Below are 22,054 nucleotides of genomic sequence, written 5' to 3'. Positions count from 1 at the left end.
GGACCCATTCGATGTTGCGACATCCCACCGCCGCCCGCCTCGAAGCCCTCGGCTTCCACGGCATGGCCGGTGCCTTCGACGAACAGATCACCGACGCCGCCATGGCCAACCTCGGCTTCGAGGATCGCTTCGCTCTCCTGGTCGATCGGGAGAGTGCCTGGCGCGACACCAAGCGCCTCCAGGCTCGCCTGCGTCATGCCAAGCTCCGCGTTCAGGCCGCGATCGAGGACATCGACTTCAGGACCCCGCGCGGCCTCGATCGTGCCCTCGTCCTCCAACTGGCCGAAAGCCGATGGATCGCCGACCACGTCAACCTGATCATCACCGGCCCGACCGGATCGGGAAAGACCTGGCTCTCCTGCGCCTTCGGCCACCGCGCTGCCCGCGACGATCACTCTGTCCTCTACGCCCGGACGCCGCGACTGCTCGAGGACCTCGCCGTCGCCCGTGCCGACGGTCGCTACCCTCGACTGCTCGCCTCGCTCGCCAAGGTTCGGCTCCTGATCCTCGACGACTGGGCGATCACGCCCATGACTGCCGACCAACGCCGCGATCTGCTCGAGGTCGTCGAGGATCGGTGCGGACGGGCCTCCACCCTTGTCGCAACCCAGATCCCGGTCACCGAATGGCACGCCGCTATCGGTGACGCCACGCTCGCCGACGCCATCCTCGACCGCCTCGTCCACTCCTCCCACCGCATCGAGATCAGAGGCGAGTCCATGCGAAAGAGGCTCGCCGAAAAAACCCTCGGGGCTTGATCAAGACACCACGAAACGTCACCCTCCAAAAACGCCCCGCTCGGCGTCTGCGAGGTGGTCGCCTTCCTCCGGATCAGGTGGTCGCCTTCGCGTGGATCAAGCGGTCGGCTTCGCCGGATTCCCCAGGTTGAACAACGCTCGGTGTCGAACGACAGCGCCGGCACAGCGCCAAAGGTCAAATTGACGGCCTCTGCTCTGACGGAAGAGGAATTTGCGGCGGTCGACGCCGCCATGCAATCGAGCAAGCCATGGGTTGAGGCCGGCCCCGACTGGATATGCCCATGCTGCGCCCGTTCGAAGCGCGCAATTTGCCGCAAATCCAACAAAGGCCGCTGGACGGCTCGCATTCATCGAATGTTGGACTACGAACCGGAGAGCAATCAGGAGAGTCTGCTTCGGCGCTATCCCAATGCCTCGAGCCAGATCATCATCGGCTCCCACCGACATCTTTTGATATGCCAGGACTGCCGCAATGTTCCGGCCGAAGTTAAACGTCGGCAACCTTCGCTCTCAGGAGAAAGCCTTTCCATCAGCGATCTGCGCGATCTGGTCCCCAAGCCTGTCCCGCATGCCGCACACGGTGTCGATTATCAGCGCGCCATTGAAATCGGGCTCGCAGCGATGCCGCTTGCCCGTGCAATTGAGGACTATCGGGATCATTGCGCGGTAGCGAGCCGCACCGAGCTACATTTTAGGCTTTTGATGAAGCTGCCAAGCTGGTCCAAACAAGAAGCCATTGATTATCTTGGCTTTACGATAGCAAAAGAAAACGACTGGGACTTCGACGAAGGCGATGCGCACGCCGTGTGGCTTATCGCTGAAGGCGCGCGCATTCGTCGCCTTGATGCATTGTCCTAATTCCAGAGAGCTATATTTGTTTTGCTCCGTGCGGGATAGGGCATACGGAACGACGATGATTTACCGCGGTCTTTTTGTACGCGACTGTTCTTGTGCGGCTGTGCATCCGGTGGCCCGCTGCTTGTTCGGAAAATTGGTGAACGTTCGGCCACGCTCAACTACATCTACCTGCAACGTCCGGTCTGGCGGCTCAAAGCAGCCGTAGCTGCAAGGACGCCTGGGTGCGGCTATCGGTCAATGTCCACGATCCTCCGAGCCAACTTTCGACTCTTGCTCATGAATATCAATATTGATATTAAAATCAATATTGATATTGGTCCGCATGGAGTTGTCGATGTACGTGATATCCTTCGCAAACCCCAAGGGCGGGACCGGGAAAACAACGGCCGCCCTACTCCTTGCAGAGCAGCTTTCAAAAGCGGGCGCACGGGTTGCGATGCTCGATTGCGATCCGAACCAGAACCTTGTCACATGGCGGAGCGAGCGAGCCAGAGCCGACCTTGCGACGCCCTTCGACGTTATACCTCGCCCTCCAGAGGATCAGGTTGTCGAGACGCTCGACGCACTGGATGGGGCAGTCGATTACGTCATCGTCGATCTTGAAGGCACCGCGGCGCAAATCGTGACTTTCGTTCTATCCCGCACAGATCTGGCGGTTATTCCTTTTGAGCCAACCCCGATGGAGGCCCGCCAGGCAGCTCGGGCAGTGAGTTTGATCAAGAGCACGGCGCGAATGATACGCCGACCCATTCCCTTTACGCTCCTGTTCACTCGGACAAATGCTGCATTCGCAACCTCGGATGAGCGCGATGTCCGCGCCGAAACGACTGGCCTGCCGGTTCTGCCCATCGCCCTTGTCCGGCGCGCGGCCTTTACCCGCATCTTCCGTGAAAGCCTCCTACTGTCGGAGCTAAAGCCAGGAGAGGTGTCCAATCTCAAGTCGGCACAGGCAAATGCTCGCGAATATGCCCAGGCCGTCGCAAACGCGCTTGATTTCAAGGAGGAGACCCAATGAGCAAGTATGGTTTCCCCGACGACGAGGGTGAAGCGCCTCCTATCATCTCCCTTCCAAATCCGAAGCCCAAAGCTCAAAAGCCGGAGCCCGCCCTCGTCGCTGAAGCGGTCAAGGCAGGCCAGGAGCTAGGATTCGTGCCGCGAGAGCTGCCAGCAGCGGAACGTTCCGTGAAGGCCCCTCGACGACCGGGACGTCGTAGGGTCGAGCCCCAGGACAAGCTTTTGGTGACTGGGCCTGCGCGAGTCATCGAGGCGTTCAGAGAATTTTGCGAACAGGAGAACGCTTCCAGCTATTGGGTGGCGTTGGAGATGCTTCTGAACCGATTTGAAGGACAAAATAAGCCTTGAGAAAGAGCGGGATGTCATCAACTTTTGGATGAACCGTTCAATCCCATGGAGCTCAGAATGGCAAAATCGAAGCAGCATTCTTCAGGGTCAAAGCGAGATATTCCGCTCCACCCACATGTGTTGAATGAGGCGCCCGTTAAAGACGCTGCTGAATCGTCTAAAACAAGTACGATAATGCGCCTGACTAAACGACCTTCTATCGGAGAACCTACTACAAATCTCAATCTTCGACCACCTATATCGCTCTCAAATCGCTTCGTTTCCTTTAGTATTGAACAGCGTATGACTTACAATGAAGCGCTAGCTGATTTAATGGATCGGGCAGGCGTTGATGAAAATGGGAATGTGGCTGATCGCAGGGGCGCTGAATAGGAATTTCCGCTGAAATCGCCGCGCACTTTATTGAATTAGAGAAAGACCCGGAGCAACTGATTGGCTGCACCGGGCCTTGTTCTTCATCGAAGATTTGGAAATTAGCAAAAGCCGCTTCCTCCACTCCGGTATGAGAGTGCAGGCGGCTGGCACGCCCCACTCCAGGTCCACTTCTTCATCTTCTCGCAAAACGAGGGCGAACGTAGTTCCGCCTCCCCGACCTCGACCACAATGGGCCATCCAAATTGTAGCGCAACGCCGATCCGGGTTGAAGAGCTATGGGGACCCTCGCGCTCGGCAAACCCAGCGAGTGACCGCTCTGCCGCCATTTGCCATCATATCCTTCTGGACGATGATCAGAAGCGCTTCCACTGGAAGGTAGTGACCGGCACGATCGAAGCGTTTGTTTTTGGTGGCTAGCCTGGGACGTCTCGTAGCGGGACATGGCCAAGCACTCCGGCCAAGCCTGTCATCCATCCGATCAGACATGCGGCCTATCTCGGAGCAAAGCGATTGGCCTCGGTGCGTGCCACCATGTCCGGGCGCCGGAAATAGATCGCACGCCCGCAGCGCAGCGGCCGCTGCCCGGCCTTGATGATGATCTGATCGTCGCGGCGCATGTCCTGCAGGATTTCATGCGGCAGGATCAGCGCGCGGCGCTGATGGTTGACGCTCTCAGTCGCGCGGGCGGAACTGGCGAGCAGACCCGCCTGCCGCGAACTCGATCCGACCTCGATCGTCATCTCGCCGCACAGGTCGGAAAGGCGCCTTGCCGTCTCGTGCGTTCCGACCGCGGCATAGGAGGTGAGCGCAGCGCTCTCGAACCAGGCCTGCGCGCCTGCGCGCCCAAAATGCCCCTCTATCTGTCCGACCGACTGATAGAACAGCATGAGGCTGATGCCGTATTTGCGGCCACGATCGCGCGCCTCCTCCAACAGCTTCATGTAGCCGAGCAGCGAGGCTTCATCGATCAGGAACAGCACGCGGCGGCCGGAGCGTCCGTCCGCCTGGATCATCGCATTGAGCAGGGCGCCGATGAGGACGCGGCCAATCCCGGGATAGCTCTTCAGCGTGTCCATGCGCAGATTGAGAAACAGATCAATCCTGCCCTCCGCGAGATCCGCGGTTCGGAACGAGCTGCCACATACAAGCGAGGCGTAATTGCCTAGCGACAGCCATTGCGTGTCCTTCGAGGTCGTCGAATAGACGCCGGAGAAGGTCTGTTCCGTCATGTCGGTAAAGACGCCCAGCGTCTGCCGAACGAACGCCGGTTCGTTCTCATCCTTCACAATTGCGCGCAGCTGCGCCAGGAAAGATGACTCAGGCAAGCTCACCATGGCACGCAGATCGCGCAGCGTTTTCTCGCCCGCGAAATTCGGCGAGAGCAGGATATGGGCGAGGATGCCCGTCAGCAGATTGTGCGCCTGGTTCTGGAAATAGCTGCCGGTCGAGCTTTCGATCTTCCCGCTCTCCGCGAGCAGCATGTGCGCGACGGCCGCGATATCCTCTTCCTTGCGAGAGGACGTCTCGATCCAGTCGAGAACATTGAAACCGATGGTCGGATCGGTCGGGTCCAGAACGTAAATCTCGCGGCCCCTGTTCATCGCCCGACGCGCTTCCGCGATCATCGGAGCGATCTCGATCGAGGGGTCGAAACAGACGATCGGCTCGCGATAGGTCAGCCCGGTCGGGATGACGTTCGCCGTGGTCTTGAAGCCGCCCGATCCGGCGAAGAACAGCAGATGGCCGGAGTCGTTGCCATAGCGATAGCAGAGGAGAGGCGCGGTGCCGCCCCGGCCCCAACTGGCCCGGTCGCCCGCCTCGAAATCGATCTCGGCGACCACATCCTTGTCAACGCGATACGCCTCTCCGAGGACAATCTCGCCATCGGCCGGAAAGAGCTTTTGCGCCTTGCCGAGATCCATCCAGTCGGCATCACCGATCATGCCGCCCTTCACGCGCCTGACCCTATCGGGCACATGCGTGGAGAGCCGCGCGCCGAATCCGGCAATCCCGAAGGCGACGACACCGCCGCCGATCACAAAGGCGCTGATGTAGCCGCTCAACTCGTTGATGCTCATGCCCTGTTCGGCATAGGGCGCGAGACGCGCATATTCGCGCCAGGCATAGGCAAGCCCGACGCCGACGACGAGCAGCAGGTTGATGAGCGCGAGCGGCATCCGCTTGTGGCGCGGCAGCAGCGCCACGACCGCGAGGCCGAACAGCGGCGGCAGTATGAAGTTCACCAGCGGCGAGGCGCGCATGAACCAATAGTGCGGCTGGCCGGTGAGACCGGCGGCCAGATCAGGCCACATCGTGTCCGTCACGAAGATGCAGATGGCGAGCACCGACGCGGGCAGAAGCGCCCACGCGAGCGTGGGGTCTTTCCAGTTGATGTTGTGCATGTCGTTCCTCGAAAACGCACCCGGCGGGACCGGTGCTGCGACGTCCATCGCGCAGCGCCGGCCGGCCTCGATCAGCTCAGCAGTGGTGATGACGCCGGCGACGGTTCGTCCCCATCGGCGGCCGGTGACGTGTCCGCGAAGGCGGCGCCGCCCAGGGCGCGCAGTTCGCGCCAGCGGGGTTCGTCCGGTTTGAGCCGCGCTGCGCTTATCAGCGCACCCAGGATGAAGGCGGGATCGGCGCCGGCCAGCCCGGCCTTCACGACCAGACCGCCGAGCATGATCTTTTCTCGGGTCTGTCGTCGCCGTTCATCATCGGCGATCGTTCTCCGAATGCTCCAAAGGCGATGAATGGCCTGATCGACTTTCCGCAAATAGTTCGGCTGGGGTCGTGGTGGCGGCAAGTTCGGGTGTAATGGCCGAGGGGCGAAATCGCGCCGCCACCTCCGAGAAGGCGGCTTTGATGGCCTCGTCGGACAGGTTCAAATCGCCCAGGCCTGTGGACATGGCGAGCCGCCCCAGACGTTCGGCCCTTTGCGCCTGCAGCTCCTTCCGTTTCCTTTGCAGCTCCTGAATCTGAGTATCAACCTCATCAATGCTGGTCATTCTACTGGCAGAACGAATGCGGCTCATAAGCGTGACTTCCCTTTCCTTGTTGAAGGCAACGGGAACAACGGTAAATGAGCGATTGCCGCTCTCCAAACAATCGGGAGAGCTATACAGGATTTAGATCAACTATTTTTTCAGGGGCGCCTTTAGGGCGCCATCGCCGGCAGCGTTGCCGGCTCTTGAGCGGAGTTGGCTGTGCCAACGGAGTGATAAGCGCAATATGTGTCGCGTTGCGACGTTGCGGCCCTCGGTGCTAGGGTGGGCCATGGCGATCGGATACGCACGTTTCACATTCATAGGCAGGAAAAGCGGCGGCAGCGCCGTTGCGGCCGCCGCCTATCGTCATCGCACCAGCATGCTCGATAAGATCAAGGGCGATACCTTCTCCTTCACCCACAAGGCCCGCGACCTCGATCATGAAGAGATCGGCCTGCCCGCTGATGCCCCGGAATGGATCCGGGCGATCGTCGAGGGGCGCAGTGTCGCGCAGGCCAGCGAGGCGATCTGGAATATTGCACAGGAAATCGAGATCCGCGGTGACGCGCAGCTTGCGCGCGAGGTGTTGCTGGCCCTGCCCGCGGAACTGTCGCTCGATGAGAACATCGCGCTGATGCGCGAGTTCGTCGAAACGCACCTTACGTCAAAGGGCATTGTCGCGGATTGGGTGATCCACGGTGCCAGGGACAACCCGCATGTGCATTTGCTGCATACGCTCCGTCCCCTCACCGTTGAAGGGTTCGGCCCGAAGGTCAGCGCAGTTCTGGGCGAAGATGGCAAGCCGTTGCGGGTGGCGACGACGGCGCGACCCGAAGGGCAGATCTTTTATCGCCCGTTTGTCGGTGAGCGTTCGGTCGACCGGGCGTGGAAACTCGGATGGGCGGAAATAGTGAACCGCCATCTGGCGCTTGCCGGCCACGACATCCAGATCGATATGCGCTCGTATGTGGAACGTGGGCTCGACCTCAAGCCGCAGCGCCATCTTGGCGCGTCCTTGGCGGCCATGGTGCGCGAGGGCAAGGCTACCCAGTTCGCGCCGTCGCGCGAGGCCGAACGCCAGCAGACCGCCGACCGTCTGGCAGCTGATCCGTCCCAGCTGATCACCCTGATAAGCGACCAGCAGTCGACGTTCACAGAGCAGGATATCGCCCGCGCCCTGCAACGCCATGTCGACGACATCGCGGTTTTCCAGAACATCAAGGCCGCCGTACTGCAAAGCCCCGAGCTGTGCCTGTTGCGCCCAGCCGTGCCGGCGGACAAGCTGAGTGGCCGCAAGGCCGAGCCCGCCATCTACACCACGCGCGAGATGATGAAGGTGGAGCACGGCATGGCGGAAGCCGCCGACCGGCTCGCCGCCCCTCGCCGCTTCGGCTTCAGCGACAAGGTGGTGATGAGGGCGGTTCGCGCCGTCGAGACTAAGGACGCTTCGCGCCCCTTCCGCTTCGACGACGAACAGGTTGAGGCCGTGCGTCACGTCACCGGCAACAGCGCGATTGCCGCCGTCGTCGGTTATGCCGGCGCGGGTAAATCGACCCTGCTGGAAGCTGCCCGGGTGGCGTGGACGGATGAGGGGCGCCGCGTGTTTGGCGCGGCCCTGTCCGGCAAGGCGGCGGAAGGACTGACGGAAAGCTCCGGCATCGCCTCGCGCACGCTCGCGGCGTGGGAGCTTGCGTGGAAGAACGGCAACGCGCCGCTGCAGAAGGGCGACGTTTTCGTGATCGACGAGGCCGGCATGGTGTCGTCGCGCCAGCTCGCGCGTTTCGTCACCGCCGTGGAAGAGGCAGGCGCGAAGCTGGTGCTTGTGGGCGATGCCCAGCAGCTCCAGCCGATACAGGCCGGCGCGGCGTTCCGGGCAATTATCGACCGCGTCGGGGCGAAGCACCTTGTCGGCGTGCGCCGTCAGCGCGAGGACTGGATGCAGGAGGCGTCCCGCAACTTCGCGAGCGGCAATGCGGAGAAGTTCGGCCAGGCGCTCGCCGCCTATAATGCGCGCGGCGCGATCCAGCAGGCGGACACTCAGGACACGGCGCGGGCCGCGCTGGTGGCGGACTGGACGCAGCGGCGGGCCGAGGTGAAGGCGCAGAAGGAGGCGAAGGGCGAGGCGCTACGCGGCGACGAGCTGATCGTGCTGGCGCACACCAATGCCAATGTGCGCGCGCTTAATGACAGCCTGCGTGGCGTGCTGCAGCAGGCCGGCGAACTGTCAGAGGCGCGGACCTTCACCACGCAGGCGGGCGCTCGTGAGTTCGCCGCCGGCGACCGTATGCTGTTCCTGGAGAATGCGAGCTTTGTTGAGCCGACCGCCCCACAGTTGGAGCGCCAGAGCGTCAAGAACGGCATGCTCGGAACGGTCATTGCCACCACGGACGAGGCGGGCAATCCGCGCCTGACGGTCCGCCTCGATGCCGGTCGCGAGGTGACGTTCACAACCGACACCTATCGCAACATCGACCATGGCTACGCGACGACGATTCACAAATCGCAGGGCGCGACCGTCGATCATGCCTTCGTGCTGGCGTCCTCGATGATGGACCAGCATCTGACCTATGTGGCAATGAGCCGTCATCGCCATAGCGTCACGATGTATGCGGCGCAGGACGAGTTCTCCAACCCGCGTGCCGGCCGTCTGGTCGCGCACGGGCCGGCGCCCTATGAGCACGAGCCGTCGAACAAGATGAGCTACTTCGTGACGCTGGAGAACGACAAGGGCGTGCGCAACACAGTGTGGGGTGTCGACCTTGAGCGCGCCTTGGCGGCGAGCGGCGCGGAGGCCGGCGCGAAGATCGAGCTTCAGTATATGGGTTTCCAGCCCGTCACCCTGCCCGATGGCACGCTCTCCCATCGCAATGAGTGGCAGGTACGCGATGCGGCCAGCGTGACCTTCGAGCAGATCGAAAAGCAGCTCTCGCGCTCTGGCGCCAAGACGACGACGCTCGATTTTGAGAATGAGCCGCTGTACCGCGATCACGCGAACGCCTTCCTTGAGCGTCGCGGCTTCGAGGTGTTGCGCGACATCGGGCCGGCGCTTGCGGCCGTTGTCGAGAAGCAGGCGGCGCGGCTTGCCCAGCATCGCGAAGCGCTCGCGGATTTGTGGAGCCGCGCCGAGCACGCATTCCAGCGGATCGGCATCGGCCGTGCGGCGGATGCCGCCCCCGCCATCGCGGCCGACGGTCACAAGATCAGCACCGAGGACCGGATCGGGCCGGAGCGCCCCGCCCTCATTGCGAGTGTGAAGGAGCACGCCGAGCCACTGGTTGACGCGGCCCGGGCGCGCTTCCTGCAGAGTGCCGAGGCAAGGAACAATGACGCCGAGCTGACCGCCCGTCTGGCGCAGATCTACCGCAACCCCGAGGGCGCGCGGCAGGCCATCACGGGCGCGGCGTTGCGCCTGCAGGGTGACACGGCCCGCCTGTCCGAACAGGTTGTGCAGCGCCCGCAGAGCTTTGGCGGGCTGCGCGGGTCGAGCCGTCTCATTGACGGCCGCGCTGCCCGTTCGCAGCGGGAGGACGCCATGCTTGCGGTTCCCGAGGTGGCGACGCTCGCACGCATGCAGGCGATTGCCTGGCGCAACACCGAGACTCGCCATGTCGCGGCCGAAGAGCGCCGGCGCGAGGCGATGAGCGTCGCCATCCCGGCGCTGTCACAGAGTGCCGGCCAGCAGCTCGATACGCTGCGCTCACTGCGCCAGCAGGGCGGCGACGAGGCGTGGCGCAAGGGCGTGGACATGCTGCGCCAGGACGCCGGCCTCATGTCGGAAATCCGCGCCGTGAACAACGCGCTGAATGCCCGGTACGGGTTTGCCGCGTTCACAGACAAGGCTGACGAGCTGGCCGCGCGCACGATTGAGGAACGCACGCCGGCCGAGGGATGGAAGGCGCTTGCCGAGGAAGGCCCGCGCCTGTCCGAGGTGCGCGCGGTATCGGCCGCGCTGCACTATGGCGAGAAGCGCGAACAGGCTCAGATGGCGAAGGTCGACCAGCTGCCGGCGGTCATCAACACCCCGGCCTCCACGGCGCCAGCGGAGAAGCCCGCGCCCATGTTCGCGGCCGTCGCCAGCTTCAGCGAGAGCGTGGAGGCGGTTGCGGCCCGGCGCGCCTGGGCGCATCCGCAGGTGACGCAAACGCTCGACGAGCTGGCCGCCAAGGCCCGCACGGTCTGGGTCGATCCCGCACGCGCCGCCGCCGCGATACGGGCGCGTATTGAAGGCGGAGCACACAAGACCCTGCGCGATGAAATTCTCAAAGCGCCCGAGGCTTTCGGCGAGCTGCGCGGATCGGGGCGTATGCTGGACCGTTTCAGCGCCGCCGGCGCCGAGCGCAAAGCCGCGCTCGATGCCGTTGCCTCAGTCGACATTGCCGTGGGCCGACTGGAGCGCACCGTGACCAACAACCTCGCGGTCGAGGGTAAGGCCGAAGCCGCTAACCGCTCGCGCATGGCGATCGAGGTGCCGGGCCTGTCGCCGGCATCTGTGAAGGCCATCGAGCAGGTACACGCGACAAAGGGCTATGCCGCTCGACAGGCCGTCGTCGCGGGCTTGAGCCATGAGGTTCGCGCCGAGATCGCCCAACTCGACAAGGCGCTTCGCGCGCGGTTCGGCAATTACGATAGTGCAAGCGAACAGGAGCTGGCGCGGCGTGTTCCCGCCCAGCAGCAGGAGCACCTTGCCGCTCTCCGGCCACGCATGGTCGCGACGAACGCGACGATCACCGCTGGCCACAATCTGCAGCATGAGCAGGAGCGGCTGCAGCGTGGTCAGACTCGTGGCATCACGCCGAGCATGTAGCCGCGACGGATCGAGAGAGGACCGACGTGATCGAGCCGTCATACACCATCGCCCCGTCTCTCATGGCGCCCGAAAAGTTGCCGGACCTTGCCGAGGTCGAGATCGCGCGGCGGGCGCGGGAGACGCCCCGCGCTCAAGGCGCGCGGGTTGAGGCGGAGTGGCTGAGCGAGATCGCGTATCGGAACCGGACGGCGATACAGGCGACGCTCGACACCATCGCGGCGGCCGACAATCCTGCCGACACGGCGTGGGTGCTCGCCAGATCCATCGAGAGCAATCCTAAAGCCCTCGGTCGCCTGCCGGGTCGCGCCGCCACCTTCTGGCGTAGGGAAGACGAGGAGCGGCGCGAAGCCAGGGGCGCCGTCGTCGGCCTTGGAATGGCCGTCGAGAAATATGGCGATGCCCTCGCCTATGAGCGTTCAGAAATCCTGCGCGCGCACCGCGACGAACAAATCCGGCTCGCGACCGCGATTCCGGCGCCGTCGCGGGAATTGGCGGGCCTGCTCACCCAGCCTGTCGGCAAGGCGGTCGAGACTTTGCAGCATGATCGAACGCTCGCTGACGAGCTGGTGAAGATCGTCGAGGCCGGCCGCCGGCGCCTCAGGGCGGACGATCTACGCGAACCCGGGCGCGTGCCCTATACCTACCGGCATGCGGCGATGCTGCGCGATATGCACCAACAGCATGCGCGTCAGCAGGCCCGGGGCCGCGCGATAGGGCCGATTCCCAAACGGTAGGGCGGCTGTTCAGGCCGGCCTGCGTGGTCAGCGTCGCGCACGGCCACCAGGTAAAGGGCGTAGCAGGCCCCGAGCAGACGGATAGGTGCGACAAACCACGCCACTGCTGCAACATTCATGGCGTCACTCGTGCTTTCCGTCGTGTTCGTTGAGACGCATGGCCGCGTAGCCCATGCCCACAACGACGGCGGGGAGCACAACGTTGGCGAAGACCCAGATGCCCATCATTCCGCTGATCCTGGCTGTCGCCTACGACCCGTTGTCGCCAAAAGGATGGCGGCAATCATAAGCCCGCCAACAGGCGCGATCATCAGAAGCAAGAAATTGCCCAGCGACATAGCCTATTCACCGTTGGGAAAGTGCTGACCGTATTTCCTGTCAAACTGGCGAGCGCTATAACGCAGAACCAGATATCCTGTCAGGGCGAGGCTCAGCGTCAGTGCCGGTACGCCGTAGGTGATCCAGTTACTCATTGCTCCACCGGTCAAGAGTGCGGCTTCCGATCAGTCGTCGCAAACAGAACAGCGGCGATCACAAGCGCGCCCACCGGCATGATCATCAGAAGCAGGAAATTGTCCAGCGACACGGCTATTCCCCGGGCGGAAGACACTGACCGTACTTCTTGTCGAAGGAATGCGCGCTATGGCGCAGATAGAGCAGGCTCGCCGCTGCGAAGAGCAAGCCACCTACCGGTACGCCGTAAACGATCCACGCGCTCATTGAATTCCTCGCTTCGCAGGAATACGAAGGCGACGTGTGTCAATAAATGTAGGCGCCGCCGAAGGGAATGCAAATCACGGAAACGGTTGCGAGGCGGCGCTCCTCGGAGGCTTCCGTGACGCCTCAAGCATTTGGCGAAGCAATTATCGTCGAGGCGGCTATGGTTCTTTGAGTTGAACCTGGTCGACGTCATCCTCGTACGAACCTGACATCGCATTATAATTGCCAAGGAACTCGATCACCTGCATAGCAAGAGCGCTGGTGTTGTCCTCTTCACGGGCTAATTGGCCCATCAAGTTCATACTCTTATCGAGCAAAGCGACGTAGCGCTCCACACGCAATCCTCTCGCCGCGAGGATCCGAATGGCTTCTGGTCTCGTGGGAATTGGCCGTTGGGCCGCTCGCCATTCCTCAATCTTTGCGAGGACGCTCCGCGGTATGCGTACGTTAACCGCTTCCGTATCGGCGGGCGGACGGCCTTTTTTTGGTTTTTTGACGCTATCAATTGACGACATGATTTAATGGTGCCATAAAATCAGAAGGCCGAGAAGAGGTGCCACCTCTGCACCGATCCTAACTCATCCCAATCGGAGGCAACCGATGGAAGAGCCAGCGCCCCGCGACGGCGGAGGCCAGGTTGGATGACCCGTGGCTATGACACTCTCGAGGGGGGCCGTGAAGCCATTCTCGATGCTTGAAAATGTTGTGTAGCCGGACATTTGGGAACGCTTCCGTGGATCACATCCATTTCACGAAAAATAGTGGCGTCGCGCCTATCTGGCCAGCTTAATAAATTTTGTCTGAATCCTGTATAGCCTCCCCGACTCTCTTGGAGGCACCAGGAAATGCGCGTTATCGTACCTAGCGCCGCATTGAGAACCGAGAAGAGTATAAGCCGTATATAGGTCTGATAACATTCTACTAGTCTGCCTAACTCTCTATGCCGCACAATGGACGTTCGAATCGCCCTGCAACCTTCCGGTCGCAGCGCAACAGCAGCTCATAGGAGAATAAACGGCTAAAAGGAAAAAAGGCTTCGATGCTATCAACATCAAAGCCTTCTGTTCATAGGGGATAAGTTCGCTAACGCGGAACTTGGCAGCCACAATCACCAACTGTGGTCGAGTTTCGCCAAGGCATCAGTCAATGTCAAGCGAAAACGCCTCCCCGGCGAACGTCCTCCTTTTGCCGTTTTCAGGAGAAAACGGTGACAAATAAAACAAGAATTTGCGCGTCATCTTCTTTCGGGTGCTGCACATGCACCTCGAGAAGATTGCTCTCTGCCTGCAGCCATCTGAAATCGATCCGCATGGCTGCCCGATCCGACGCACGAGATTTGGCGAAATCGAAGGCGAGGGTTAGAAAATGTCTGACGCAACTGAAGTATCGTGGCGCTGGCGGCGATAAACCAGGTGGCGCCGACCAGTCTTTCGGGCCTCCTGCCGCCATGCGTGGCGTAGACGACCAAAGCGCCCAAACTCAGTTCCAGATTACTTTGGAGACAATTCTGAAGACGACTGAAGTCGTCTCCGGCAGAACGAGGGTGTGAGAGATGGCAAAAGCTGTCCTCTCTCTTCAGGTTCAGCCCTACCGTATGCTGAAGAAGGCCGACGCGGCAGCCTATTGCGGGCTGCCGGCGGCGCGCTTCGAGATGCTCTGCCCCGTGCCGGCCGTCGCCTATCCCGACGGCTCGCGCCTGTGGGACGTGCGCGACCTCGATTCATGGGTGGACAGCCTCAAGACCGGCGCCGCCGACAGCGACGACGCCATTCTCGAAAAGCTGGGCTAGCCATGACCGTGGTGCACGTCAAAGGCTTCCAGATCTTCAAGGACCGGCACGGGAAGATGCGGTGCTATCACCGCGCTTCCCGCATGCCGGTTGATCTTGTGAAGGCCCCGATCGGCACCGCTGCATTTCTGGCGGAGTGCGCCCGTATCACGGCCCTGCAGGAGCGCGCCGCCACGACGCGCCCCGGCACGCTCGGCGCCCTCATCAAGGAATACCGTGGCAGCAAGGATTTCCTCGAACGCCTGACCCGCACGACGCGGGCCGGCTACCAGCGGGTGTTCGACTATCTCAAGCCGATCGAGGACACGCCGCTTACCCGCTTCACCTCGCCCTTCGTGGTGAAGCTGCGCGACAAGGCCGAGGCCAAGCACAAGCGCTGGTTCGCGAACTATCTCAAGACCGTCCTGTCCCTGCTCTTCGCCTGGGGCAAGGAGCGCGGCCACATGAAGGACAACCCGGCGGAGGGCATCCGCAGCATCCGCCGCCCCAAGGGCCTGCCGAAGCAGAATCGCCGCTGGACCGATGAGGAGCGCCACGCGGTGCTCGATGCGGCCCCGGCGCACATGCTGCCGGCGCTGGCCCTGATGATGTTTACCGGGCTGGGGCCGAAGGATGCGCTAACCCTGCCCCGCACGGCCTATGCCGGCGGCCGGATCAACACCAGCCGGTCCAAGACCGAGGAAGGCGTCATCTGGCCCGTCATCGACCCGCTGCGCGAGATTCTCGCGGCGGCGCCAGCGCATTCGGCCATCACCCTCTGCGCCAACTCGCGCGGCCGGCCGTGGACCGTCTCCGGCTTCAACTCGTCATGGATGAAGCTGCAGCACACGCTGGAGAAGGCCGGCGCCATCGGCGAGGGCCTGACGCTCTACGGCCTGCGTCACACGGTGGCGGCGATTCTGCGCGAGAGCGGCGCCGACCTGCGCACCATCGCCGACGCGCTCGGCCAGAAGACCGAAGCCATGGCGCAGATGTACGCGCAGGGCTCGGACCTGTCGAAAAAGATGGATGAGGTGGCCGGCCGCTTCGGCCACGAAGTGAACAGCCGCAGAACAAAGGCTGTCAAACCGGGTCAGAAAATATGACAAACTGGCTGAAAAACACCGCCCCCTGCGCTGAAAAGTCTAGCGATATCAAGGGAGTAGATGGTGCCCAGGGACGGAGTCGAACCGCCGACACTGCGATTTTCAGTCGCATGCTCTACCAACTGAGCTACCTGGGCGTAGCCGGCAACGGCTGCAAGCCGTGCGGAGCGGGCGGGTTATAGAGTCTCGGCTGCGGCCTGTCCATATGTCATGAAACGGAAATTCAGCCTTTCCCCAGCCGTGTCACCGATGGTCGGCTCGCCCCGCACCGTCGCGCTAGGCGCCGTTTCGGATGGAGTGTCGTTCGCCGGTCGTCGCCCGCGGGCATTCGGCAAAGCCAGAGAGGTGGGCGTGGGGCCGGCTGCACGTGCATCGAGCCGTGCCGCACCAGAGCGGTATCGGGCCCGGACGCCGCCCGAAAGCCCCCTTCAGCCCTCGCGCGGCGGCTTGGGGGCGAGGGAAGGTTCCTCGCCGTCCTCGTCGTCATTTTCCGTGACGGGGATCGCATAGGCCCCGGTCAGCCAGCGGTTGAGATCGACATCGGCGCAGCGGGCCGAGCAGAAGGGGCGGTATTTTTCAACCATGGGCTTGCCGCAGATCGGGCACGGCTTGCCGCCGGCGGCACTGGCGGCGCTCATTCCGGATGGCCCCAGCGCTTGAACACCGGGAAGCGCTCGCCCCCCAGCAGAGCCACTGTCTCCGCCAGCGGCAGGCCCACCACATTGGTGTAGGAGCCGACCAGCTTGACCACGAACACGCCGGCGAGGCCCTGAATGGCGTAGCCGCCGGCCTTGCCCTCCCATTCGCGCGAGGCGACATAGGCGTCCATCTCTTCGCGCGACAGGCGCTTGAAGCGCACCCTTGTCTCGACAAGGCGGGTGCGCACGCCGCCCTTCGGCGTCATCAGCGCGAGGCCGGTATAGACGCGGTGGGCGCGGCCGGAGAGCAGGCGCAGGCAGTCCGCCGCCTCTTCGGCAATGTCCGGCTTGGGCAGGATGCGGCGGCCCACCGCCACCACCGTGTCGGCGGCGAGCAGGAAGGCGCCCTCGTGCTCGTCCATGGCGCGGCGGCGCGCATCGGCGGCGTCCAGCTTCTCGCGGGCCAGCCGCAGCGCCAGGCGGCGGGGCAGTTCGCCACGCTCCGGCGTCTCGTCAATATCGGCGGGCAGAAGGGCGTCGGGTTCGATTCCGGCCTGGGCCAGCAGCGCCAGGCGGCGCGGCGAACCCGAGGCCAGCACCAGTGTCGGGCGGGCGCTCACGCGGTCACTCCTTTGCGCCGGCGGGCCGGCGGGGCAATCGGCCGGCAAGCTAGAGCATGTGCGGGGAAAACGGAACGGCCTTGCCGACGCCGGCTCATTTCGGGCGGAAACGGGCGCGTATCCGCCGTTCCAGCTCGTCGCGAACCTCGCGATAGGCGTCCAGCCGCTGTTCGCGGTTGCCGCTGGCGAGCGTCGGGTCCGGCGTTGGCCAGTATTCCACGTCGATGGCGTTGGTGCGGGTCAGCTCCAGCGCGCGGTGATGGGCGTCGGGCGAAAGGGTGATGACGAGATCGAAGCCAAGGCCCTCATTCTCCTCCAGTTCCTCCAGCGTCTGCGGCCGGTGGCGCGAGAGGTCCAGCCCCACCTCGTCGATGGCGGCGGTGACGAAGGGATCGGTCTCGCCCTTCATCACCCCGGCGGAGCCGACATAGAGCGAGCGCCCGAACAGATGGCGCGCCAGCACCGCCGCCATGGGCGAGCGCACGCAGTTCTGCCCGCACATGAACAGAACCGATTGCGGCCGCTCGCGGCGTGCGGCCGGCGCGGGGCCGGGGGAGGCGTCGGCGGAGCCGGGCGGCGCCACGCTCAGCCTTTCCAGTGCAGCGCGCAGACCAGCGTGAACAGGCGCCGGGCCGTGCCGAAATCGAGGGCGATCTTGTCCTTCAGCCGCTCGCGCAGCAATTCGGAGGCCTCGTTGTGCAGGCCGCGCCGGCCCATGTCGATGGCCTCGATCTGCGACGGGCTGGCGGTGCGGATGGCGGAATAGTAGCTCTCGCAAACCATGAAGTAATCGCGCACCACGCGCCGCAGCGGGCTGAGCGAGAGCTGATGCTGCACGACCGGTGCGCCGTCCTCGCGGGTGACATCGAGCACCAGGCGGCCTTCGCTCAGCGCGATGGCGAGGCGGTAGGGGCCGGGGGCGGTGTCGCCGAGCGGGGCGAAGCTGTTTTCCGCCAGCAGATCATAGATGGCGACGGCCCGCTCATGCTCGACATCGACATTGGAACGGCCGATGGAAGCGCCGTCCAGCGTCACCGCCGACAGGCGGCGGGTCTCGGCATGGGGATCCGCGTCGCCCATGGCCGCCCCGTCACAGGTTGAGGCGGATCGCCACCGAGCGGGCGTGGGCGCCGAGCCCTTCCGCCTCGCCGAGCGCGATCGCCGCCGGGCCGAGCGCGCGCAGCTGCTCCGGCCCGCATTTGAGGATCGAGGTGCGCTTCATGAAGTCGAGCACGCCGAGGCCGGAGGAGAAGCGGGCCGAGCGCGCGGTCGGCAACACATGGTTGGAGCCGCCGACATAGTCGCCAATCGCTTCCGGCGTGTGGGCGCCGAGGAAGATCGCGCCGGCATGGTGGATCGCCTCTGCCAGCGCCTCGGCGTCCGCCGCCATGATTTCGAGATGCTCGGGGGCGATGCGGTTGGCCAGCGCCGGCGCCTCATCGAGGCTGCCGAGAAGGATGACCGCGCCGAACTCGTCCCAGCTCTTCGCCGCGATGGCGCGCCGGGGCAGGGTGGCGAGCTGGCGCTCCACCGCCGCCACCACGGCATCGGCCAGCGCGGCGTCGTTCGTCATCAGGATCGACTGGGCGGCGGTGTCGTGCTCGGCCTGGGCCAGCAGGTCGGCGGCGATCCAGTCCGGGTTCTGCTCGCCATCGGCGATGACCAGCACCTCGGAAGGGCCCGCCACCATGTCGATGCCCACCGTGCCGAAGACATGGCGCTTGGCGGCGGCGACATAGGCGTTGCCCGGCCCGACGATCTTGGCGACGGGGGCGATGGTTTGCGTGCCATAGGCCAGCGCGGCGATCGCCTGCGCCCCGCCCACGCGGTAGACCTCGTCGACCCCGGCAAGCTCGGCGGCGGCGAGCACCAGCGGGTTCAGCACGCCATCGGGCGCCGGCACCACCATGGCGAGGCGGGCGACGCCCGCCACCTTGGCCGGCACCGCGTTCATCAGCACGGAGGAGGGGTAGGCCGCCGTGCCGCCGGGCACATAGAGCCCGACCGCGTCCACCGGTGTCCAGCGGTGGCCGAGCTCGACGCCGGCAGCGTCGACATAGCGCCCGCTTGTCGGCAGCTGGCGCGCGTGATGGGCGCGGATGCGCTCATGGGCGAAGCTCAGCGCCTCGAGCGTCGCGGCATCGCAGGCGCGGCGGGCGGCGGCGATCTCGTCCGCCGTCACCCTTATGCCCAGCGTGCCGAGGTCCACCCGGTCGAAGGTCTTGGAAAAGGCGATCAGCGCCTCGTCGCCGCGCTGGCGCACGGCATCGATGATCTGCGCCACGGCCTCCGCCACATCGGCCGACACTTCACGCTTGGTGCCGAGAAAGGCGCGGAAGCGCTCGGAGAAATCGGGCGAGCGTGTGTCGAGGCGAAGCGGCATGGCGGGGTCCTACGGGTCGGCAAGCGGCACGTCGGCAGCAGCCTCACTTGCCGGCCGTCGACCCGACGCCGCAGGGGGCGTCAGGTCGCGCGGGGCGCCGCTGCCTGTTCCCCTGTCCTATCGCAACCGGGCTTGCCGAAGACAAGGACATTCGCAAGGGAAGCGCGCGCGGAAGGCTGCCGCGCGCTCACGCCTCGTGGCAGGGCGTGCCCTTGGCGTCCCAGGCGGGGCCGAGATCTTCCAGCCCGGCTTCCATGCACTCGACATCGAGCTGCACCTCGCCACCGCCCGAGAACAGGAAGGTGACGATGCCGGAGGGGGCGTCGATTTCCTGGAAAGTGACCGCCAGCAGGTTGAGCACGCCCTGTTTCTTCTTGAGGTCGATGCCGCGCACCCGGGCGCCCAGCACCCGCTCGAAGCGCAGCCCTGCCCGGCGGCGCACGCAGGGGCCGGCGGCGGCCGCCGCCGCGCCGATGGGGGCGTCGGCATCGGCCATCGCCTCGGCCTGGATCGCCTTTTCCCAGTCGAACCGGTTGGCGAGCAGCACGAAGCGCCGCTCCTTCGGCAGGAAGGTCATGTCGCCGATCGCGACCACCGCGTCCTGCAGATGCACCGAGAGGACCGCGAGATCCTCGGTGTCCAGCGCCACCAGCTTCAAACCGGCCATGTCGTTCTCTCCGCCGCCTCACTCGCGGCACAGATGGCGCCGCAACCCCGTTGCGGCAAGGGGCTGAGGACGACCAAGCGGCCGCGGAAGACTGCGTAGCCGGGCTCAGCCCGCCAGACGCTCGATTTCGGCGCCGCAGGCGGAGAGCTTCTCCTCCAGCCGCTCGAAACCGCGATCGAGGTGATAGACGCGGTGGATCATGCTCTCGCCCTCGGCGGCGAGCGCGCCGATGACCAGCGACACCGAGGCGCGCAGATCCGTGGCCATGACCGGGGCGCCCTTCAGCCGTTCCACTCCCTCGATGGTGGCGGTTTCGCCGTCGAGATGAATGCGGGCGCCGAGCCGGGCGAGCTCCTGCACATGCATGAAGCGGTTCTCGAAGATCGTCTCGGTGATGTGCGAGGTGCCGCGTGCCCGGGTGGTCAGCGCCATCAGCTGCGCCTGAAGGTCGGTGGGGAAGCCGGGGAAAGGCTCGGTCGTCACCGTCACCGGGGAGATGCCGGCGCCGTTGCGCTTCACCCGCAGCCCTTCATTGGAAACGGAAATCTCCGCCCCCGCCTCGCGCAGCGTGTCGAGCGCCGTCTCCAGCAAATCGGCGCGCGCGCCGGCGAGCAGCACGTCGCCCCCGGTCATCGCCACCGCCATGGCATAGGTGCCGGTCTCGATACGGTCGGGCAGCACGCTGTGGCGCGCGCCGCGCAGCCGCGGCACGCCGGTGATGCGGATGGTGGAGGTGCCCTGTCCCTCGATGCGCCCGCCCATGGCGTTGATGCAGTCGGCGACATCGACGATTTCCGGCTCGCGCGCGGCGTTCTCGATCACCGTCTCGCCGTCGGCGAGGCTCGCCGCCATCAGCGCGGTATGGGTGGCGCCGACCGTCACCTTCGGGAAGACGATGCGCCCGCCCTTCAGCCCCTTCGGCGCGCGGGCCAGCACATAGCCCGCGTCGATCTCGATCTCGGCGCCCAGCGCTTCCAGCGCCGCGATGTGCAGGTCGACGGGACGCGTGCCGATGGCGCAGCCGCCGGGCAGCGAGACCTTGGCCTCGCCCATGCGCGCCAGCAGCGGGCCGATGACCCAGAAGCTCGCCCGCATCTTGGACACCAGCTCATAGGGCGCCGTGGTGTCGACGATCACCCGCGCGTCGATCTCCAGCGTCTGCCCGGCATTGGCGTCGTCGCCGCGCCGCTTGCCGTTCACCGTGATGTCGATGCCATGATTGCCGAGAATGCGCTGCAGCTGCGAGACATCGGCGAGACGCGGGACATTCTCCAGAATGAGCTTCTCGTCGGTGAGCAGGCCGGCGACCATCAGCGGCAGGGCGGCGTTCTTGGCGCCGGAGATCGGGATCGTCCCGTTGAGCGGATTGCCGCCGACGATGCGGATGCGGTCCATGAGGTCAGGTACTCCTTCAGCGCGCGACAGCGGTCGCGACCCGCGCGATCCGGTCGCGTCCGGCGCCTGTCGGCAGCGGCATGTCTGGGCGATGGGGCCGATTCGTGGCGCCCCATCCTTGTTCCCGTCATCTTTAGCGCGGGGCGCGGCCTGCGACAACGCGCGCTCAACCCTCGCCGTCGGGGCTGCCTGGCGTCTGCGGCCGCGTCCCGGCGTGCGGCGGTTCGGAGGGGGCGGGCGCCTCGGTCGCCGGCGGACTCTCCCTGCGCCCGCGCGCCTGCTGCTTGCGCCGGGCGAGATTGGCGCGCAGCGCGGCGGCGAGCCGCTCGGCCCGCTCGACTTCTCCCTCGCCACTCATTCCCGCCGCCTCCGCGTTCAGCTTCGCCACCGGCGCGCCTCGTCCGCCGGTGATCCGAACTTCTACTGCGGCCCGCCTACGTGCGGAAGGGCCGACCCGACCGGCGGGTGAGGGGCCTTGCAGGCACCGTGGCACGCCGGCTTGTCCACGGCATGCACAGGCTTGGGGATTGGCTTTGGCGATTTGCACGGCGGACGCTTGCGCCGACCGGCGCACTGTGGCAAACGTCCCCGCGCCTTGGTGGCCCTGCCCACCAACAGCCGGCGCTGCGGTAGCTCAGTGGTAGAGCACTCCCTTGGTAAGGGAGAGGTCGAGAGTTCAATCCTCTCTCGCAGCACCATTTTTCCCAAGGAAAATCAACATTTAAGCGCGAAGCCTGTCCCTGCTCCCCCATGCGTCGGAGCGTAAAAACCCGTGTCTGTTGCATCGAGACTGGGAGAGAATCCGGGGCGTTGGTTCCCGGGCCGTCCGGCGTGCACGCGCGAATGAGGGTGGAACCGCCTGACCCCCAAAAAGCAAAC

At 64.7% G+C, this 22,054-nt stretch carries 21 protein-coding genes and 2 tRNA genes; 10 read left to right on the top strand and 13 right to left on the bottom strand.

Translation table 11 applies throughout. The features are described from left to right. The first annotated feature begins 11 nt into the window (after positions 1 to 11). The 5 genes from istB (at position 12) to ACP2AH_RS15440 (ending at position 3,350) form a co-directional block, all read left to right on the top strand. On the top strand, positions 12 to 758 hold the full coding sequence (gene istB, locus ACP2AH_RS15460) for an IS21-like element helper ATPase IstB (protein WP_425106616.1): 747 nt from the start codon (positions 12 to 14) through the stop codon (positions 756 to 758). Positions 759 to 899: 141 nt separating this feature from the next. After that, positions 900 to 1,616: a hypothetical protein gene (locus ACP2AH_RS15455; RefSeq protein WP_425106615.1), complete on the top strand. Its 717-nt coding sequence runs from the start codon at positions 900 to 902 to the stop codon at positions 1,614 to 1,616. Positions 1,617 to 1,950: 334 nt separating this feature from the next. After that, positions 1,951 to 2,631, top strand: coding sequence for an AAA family ATPase (locus ACP2AH_RS15450; RefSeq protein WP_425106614.1), 681 nt, complete (start codon positions 1,951 to 1,953; stop codon positions 2,629 to 2,631). Continuing rightward, positions 2,628 to 2,978, top strand: a complete 351-nt coding sequence (locus tag ACP2AH_RS15445; RefSeq protein WP_425106613.1) for a hypothetical protein — start codon at positions 2,628 to 2,630, stop codon at positions 2,976 to 2,978. The genes ACP2AH_RS15450 and ACP2AH_RS15445 overlap by 4 nt, the downstream gene beginning before the upstream one ends. 57 nt (positions 2,979 to 3,035) lie before the next feature. After that, positions 3,036 to 3,350 carry a hypothetical protein gene (locus ACP2AH_RS15440; RefSeq protein WP_425106612.1) on the top strand — a complete coding sequence of 105 codons (315 nt, stop codon included), beginning with the start codon at positions 3,036 to 3,038 and terminating at the stop codon, positions 3,348 to 3,350. A 494-nt stretch (positions 3,351 to 3,844) separates the two neighbouring features. Here the strand turns inward: ACP2AH_RS15440 and traG are convergent, their stop codons facing one another. The 3 genes from traG to ACP2AH_RS15425 form a co-directional block, all read right to left on the bottom strand. After that, positions 3,845 to 5,755 (bottom strand): Ti-type conjugative transfer system protein TraG, encoded by a 1,911-nt coding sequence (traG, locus tag ACP2AH_RS15435; protein ID WP_425106611.1) that lies wholly within the window; start codon positions 5,753 to 5,755, stop codon positions 3,845 to 3,847. Positions 5,756 to 5,826: 71 nt separating this feature from the next. Next, positions 5,827 to 6,075 (bottom strand): conjugal transfer protein TraD, encoded by a 249-nt coding sequence (locus tag ACP2AH_RS15430; RefSeq protein ID WP_425107049.1) that lies wholly within the window; start codon positions 6,073 to 6,075, stop codon positions 5,827 to 5,829. Next, on the bottom strand, positions 6,065 to 6,385 hold the full coding sequence (locus tag ACP2AH_RS15425) for a TraC family protein (protein WP_425106610.1): 321 nt from the start codon (positions 6,383 to 6,385) through the stop codon (positions 6,065 to 6,067). Before ACP2AH_RS15425 ends, ACP2AH_RS15430 begins: the two co-directional genes overlap by 11 nt. 241 nt (positions 6,386 to 6,626) lie before the next feature. Between ACP2AH_RS15425 and traA the strand changes: the two genes are divergently transcribed. Both traA and ACP2AH_RS15415 read left to right on the top strand, forming a co-directional pair. After that, on the top strand, positions 6,627 to 11,141 hold the full coding sequence (gene traA / locus ACP2AH_RS15420; RefSeq protein WP_425106609.1) for a Ti-type conjugative transfer relaxase TraA: 4,515 nt from the start codon (positions 6,627 to 6,629) through the stop codon (positions 11,139 to 11,141). A 26-nt stretch (positions 11,142 to 11,167) separates the two neighbouring features. Next, positions 11,168 to 11,878, top strand: a complete 711-nt coding sequence (locus ACP2AH_RS15415; protein WP_425106608.1) for a BID domain-containing T4SS effector — start codon at positions 11,168 to 11,170, stop codon at positions 11,876 to 11,878. Between the two features lie 878 nt (positions 11,879 to 12,756). Here the strand turns inward: ACP2AH_RS15415 and ACP2AH_RS15410 are convergent. Next, positions 12,757 to 12,933, bottom strand: a complete 177-nt coding sequence (locus ACP2AH_RS15410) for a hypothetical protein (RefSeq protein ID WP_425106607.1) — start codon at positions 12,931 to 12,933, stop codon at positions 12,757 to 12,759. A gap of 1,217 nt (positions 12,934 to 14,150) precedes the next feature. Here ACP2AH_RS15410 and ACP2AH_RS15405 point away from each other — a divergent pair. Both ACP2AH_RS15405 and ACP2AH_RS15400 read left to right on the top strand, forming a co-directional pair. Then, entirely contained in the window at positions 14,151 to 14,387 is a 237-nt protein-coding gene (locus tag ACP2AH_RS15405; protein WP_425106606.1) for a hypothetical protein, read from the top strand. Between the two features lie 83 nt (positions 14,388 to 14,470). Further along, a complete protein-coding gene (locus tag ACP2AH_RS15400) occupies positions 14,471 to 15,472 on the top strand; it encodes a tyrosine-type recombinase/integrase (protein WP_425106605.1) in 1,002 nt (333 codons plus the stop codon). A gap of 61 nt (positions 15,473 to 15,533) precedes the next feature. Here ACP2AH_RS15400 and ACP2AH_RS15395 read toward each other — a convergent pair. From ACP2AH_RS15395 to ACP2AH_RS15355, 9 genes are all read right to left on the bottom strand, one after another. Beyond that, positions 15,534 to 15,609 (bottom strand) — tRNA-Phe (locus tag ACP2AH_RS15395). Positions 15,610 to 15,900: 291 nt separating this feature from the next. Beyond that, a complete protein-coding gene (gene yacG, locus ACP2AH_RS15390; protein WP_425106604.1) occupies positions 15,901 to 16,110 on the bottom strand; it encodes a DNA gyrase inhibitor YacG in 210 nt (69 codons plus the stop codon). Further along, on the bottom strand, positions 16,107 to 16,730 hold the full coding sequence (locus tag ACP2AH_RS15385; RefSeq protein WP_425106603.1) for a Maf-like protein: 624 nt from the start codon (positions 16,728 to 16,730) through the stop codon (positions 16,107 to 16,109). Before ACP2AH_RS15385 ends, yacG begins: the two co-directional genes overlap by 4 nt. 94 nt (positions 16,731 to 16,824) lie before the next feature. Beyond that, positions 16,825 to 17,232, bottom strand: coding sequence for a low molecular weight phosphatase family protein (locus ACP2AH_RS15380; protein ID WP_244450769.1), 408 nt, complete (start codon positions 17,230 to 17,232; stop codon positions 16,825 to 16,827). An 83-nt stretch (positions 17,233 to 17,315) separates the two neighbouring features. Next, on the bottom strand, positions 17,316 to 17,810 hold the full coding sequence (locus ACP2AH_RS15375) for a UPF0262 family protein (RefSeq protein ID WP_421698377.1): 495 nt from the start codon (positions 17,808 to 17,810) through the stop codon (positions 17,316 to 17,318). Positions 17,811 to 17,820: 10 nt separating this feature from the next. Then, the gene (gene hisD / locus ACP2AH_RS15370; RefSeq protein WP_425106602.1) at positions 17,821 to 19,113 is read right to left on the bottom strand and encodes a histidinol dehydrogenase; all 1,293 of its coding nucleotides are present in this window, start codon (positions 19,111 to 19,113) and stop codon (positions 17,821 to 17,823) included. A 187-nt stretch (positions 19,114 to 19,300) separates the two neighbouring features. After that, entirely contained in the window at positions 19,301 to 19,780 is a 480-nt protein-coding gene (locus tag ACP2AH_RS15365) for a DUF2948 family protein (protein WP_425106601.1), read from the bottom strand. Between the two features lie 105 nt (positions 19,781 to 19,885). Then, positions 19,886 to 21,175 carry a UDP-N-acetylglucosamine 1-carboxyvinyltransferase gene (murA, locus tag ACP2AH_RS15360; RefSeq protein ID WP_425106600.1) on the bottom strand — a complete coding sequence of 430 codons (1,290 nt, stop codon included), beginning with the start codon at positions 21,173 to 21,175 and terminating at the stop codon, positions 19,886 to 19,888. A 166-nt stretch (positions 21,176 to 21,341) separates the two neighbouring features. After that, positions 21,342 to 21,563 carry a hypothetical protein gene (locus tag ACP2AH_RS15355; protein WP_425106599.1) on the bottom strand — a complete coding sequence of 74 codons (222 nt, stop codon included), beginning with the start codon at positions 21,561 to 21,563 and terminating at the stop codon, positions 21,342 to 21,344. Between the two features lie 235 nt (positions 21,564 to 21,798). Here ACP2AH_RS15355 and ACP2AH_RS15350 point away from each other — a divergent pair. Then, positions 21,799 to 21,873: transfer RNA gene (locus ACP2AH_RS15350), tRNA-Thr, on the top strand. Positions 21,874 to 22,054 lie beyond the last annotated feature (181 nt).

It is taken from the genome of Ancylobacter sp. (genome assembly GCF_965249975.1).
Taxonomy (GTDB): Bacteria; Pseudomonadota; Alphaproteobacteria; order Rhizobiales; family Xanthobacteraceae; genus Ancylobacter.
This window is presented reverse-complemented; position numbering and strand designations above follow the sequence as displayed.

Excerpts from the sequence above, each read along its gene's own strand:
- istB (WP_425106616.1), top strand. The coding sequence starts at position 12 with ATGTTGCGACATCCCACCGCCGCCCGCCTCGAAGCCCTCGGCTTCCAC.
- traA (WP_425106609.1), top strand. The coding sequence starts at position 6,627 with ATGGCGATCGGATACGCACGTTTCACATTCATAGGCAGGAAAAGCGGC.
- ACP2AH_RS15405 (WP_425106606.1), top strand. The coding sequence starts at position 14,151 with ATGGCAAAAGCTGTCCTCTCTCTTCAGGTTCAGCCCTACCGTATGCTG.
- ACP2AH_RS15380 (WP_244450769.1), bottom strand. The coding sequence starts at position 17,232 with ATGTGCGGGCAGAACTGCGTGCGCTCGCCCATGGCGGCGGTGCTGGCG.
- ACP2AH_RS15450 (WP_425106614.1), top strand. The coding sequence starts at position 1,951 with ATGTACGTGATATCCTTCGCAAACCCCAAGGGCGGGACCGGGAAAACA.
- yacG (WP_425106604.1), bottom strand. The coding sequence starts at position 16,110 with ATGAGCGCCGCCAGTGCCGCCGGCGGCAAGCCGTGCCCGATCTGCGGC.
- ACP2AH_RS15440 (WP_425106612.1), top strand. The coding sequence starts at position 3,036 with ATGGCAAAATCGAAGCAGCATTCTTCAGGGTCAAAGCGAGATATTCCG.
- ACP2AH_RS15425 (WP_425106610.1), bottom strand. The coding sequence starts at position 6,385 with ATGAGCCGCATTCGTTCTGCCAGTAGAATGACCAGCATTGATGAGGTT.
- ACP2AH_RS15365 (WP_425106601.1), bottom strand. The coding sequence starts at position 19,780 with ATGGCCGGTTTGAAGCTGGTGGCGCTGGACACCGAGGATCTCGCGGTC.
- traG (WP_425106611.1), bottom strand. The coding sequence starts at position 5,755 with ATGCACAACATCAACTGGAAAGACCCCACGCTCGCGTGGGCGCTTCTG.
- murA (WP_425106600.1), bottom strand. The coding sequence starts at position 21,175 with ATGGACCGCATCCGCATCGTCGGCGGCAATCCGCTCAACGGGACGATC.
- hisD (WP_425106602.1), bottom strand. The coding sequence starts at position 19,113 with ATGCCGCTTCGCCTCGACACACGCTCGCCCGATTTCTCCGAGCGCTTC.
- ACP2AH_RS15375 (WP_421698377.1), bottom strand. The coding sequence starts at position 17,810 with ATGGGCGACGCGGATCCCCATGCCGAGACCCGCCGCCTGTCGGCGGTG.
- ACP2AH_RS15400 (WP_425106605.1), top strand. The coding sequence starts at position 14,471 with ATGCCGGTTGATCTTGTGAAGGCCCCGATCGGCACCGCTGCATTTCTG.
- ACP2AH_RS15445 (WP_425106613.1), top strand. The coding sequence starts at position 2,628 with ATGAGCAAGTATGGTTTCCCCGACGACGAGGGTGAAGCGCCTCCTATC.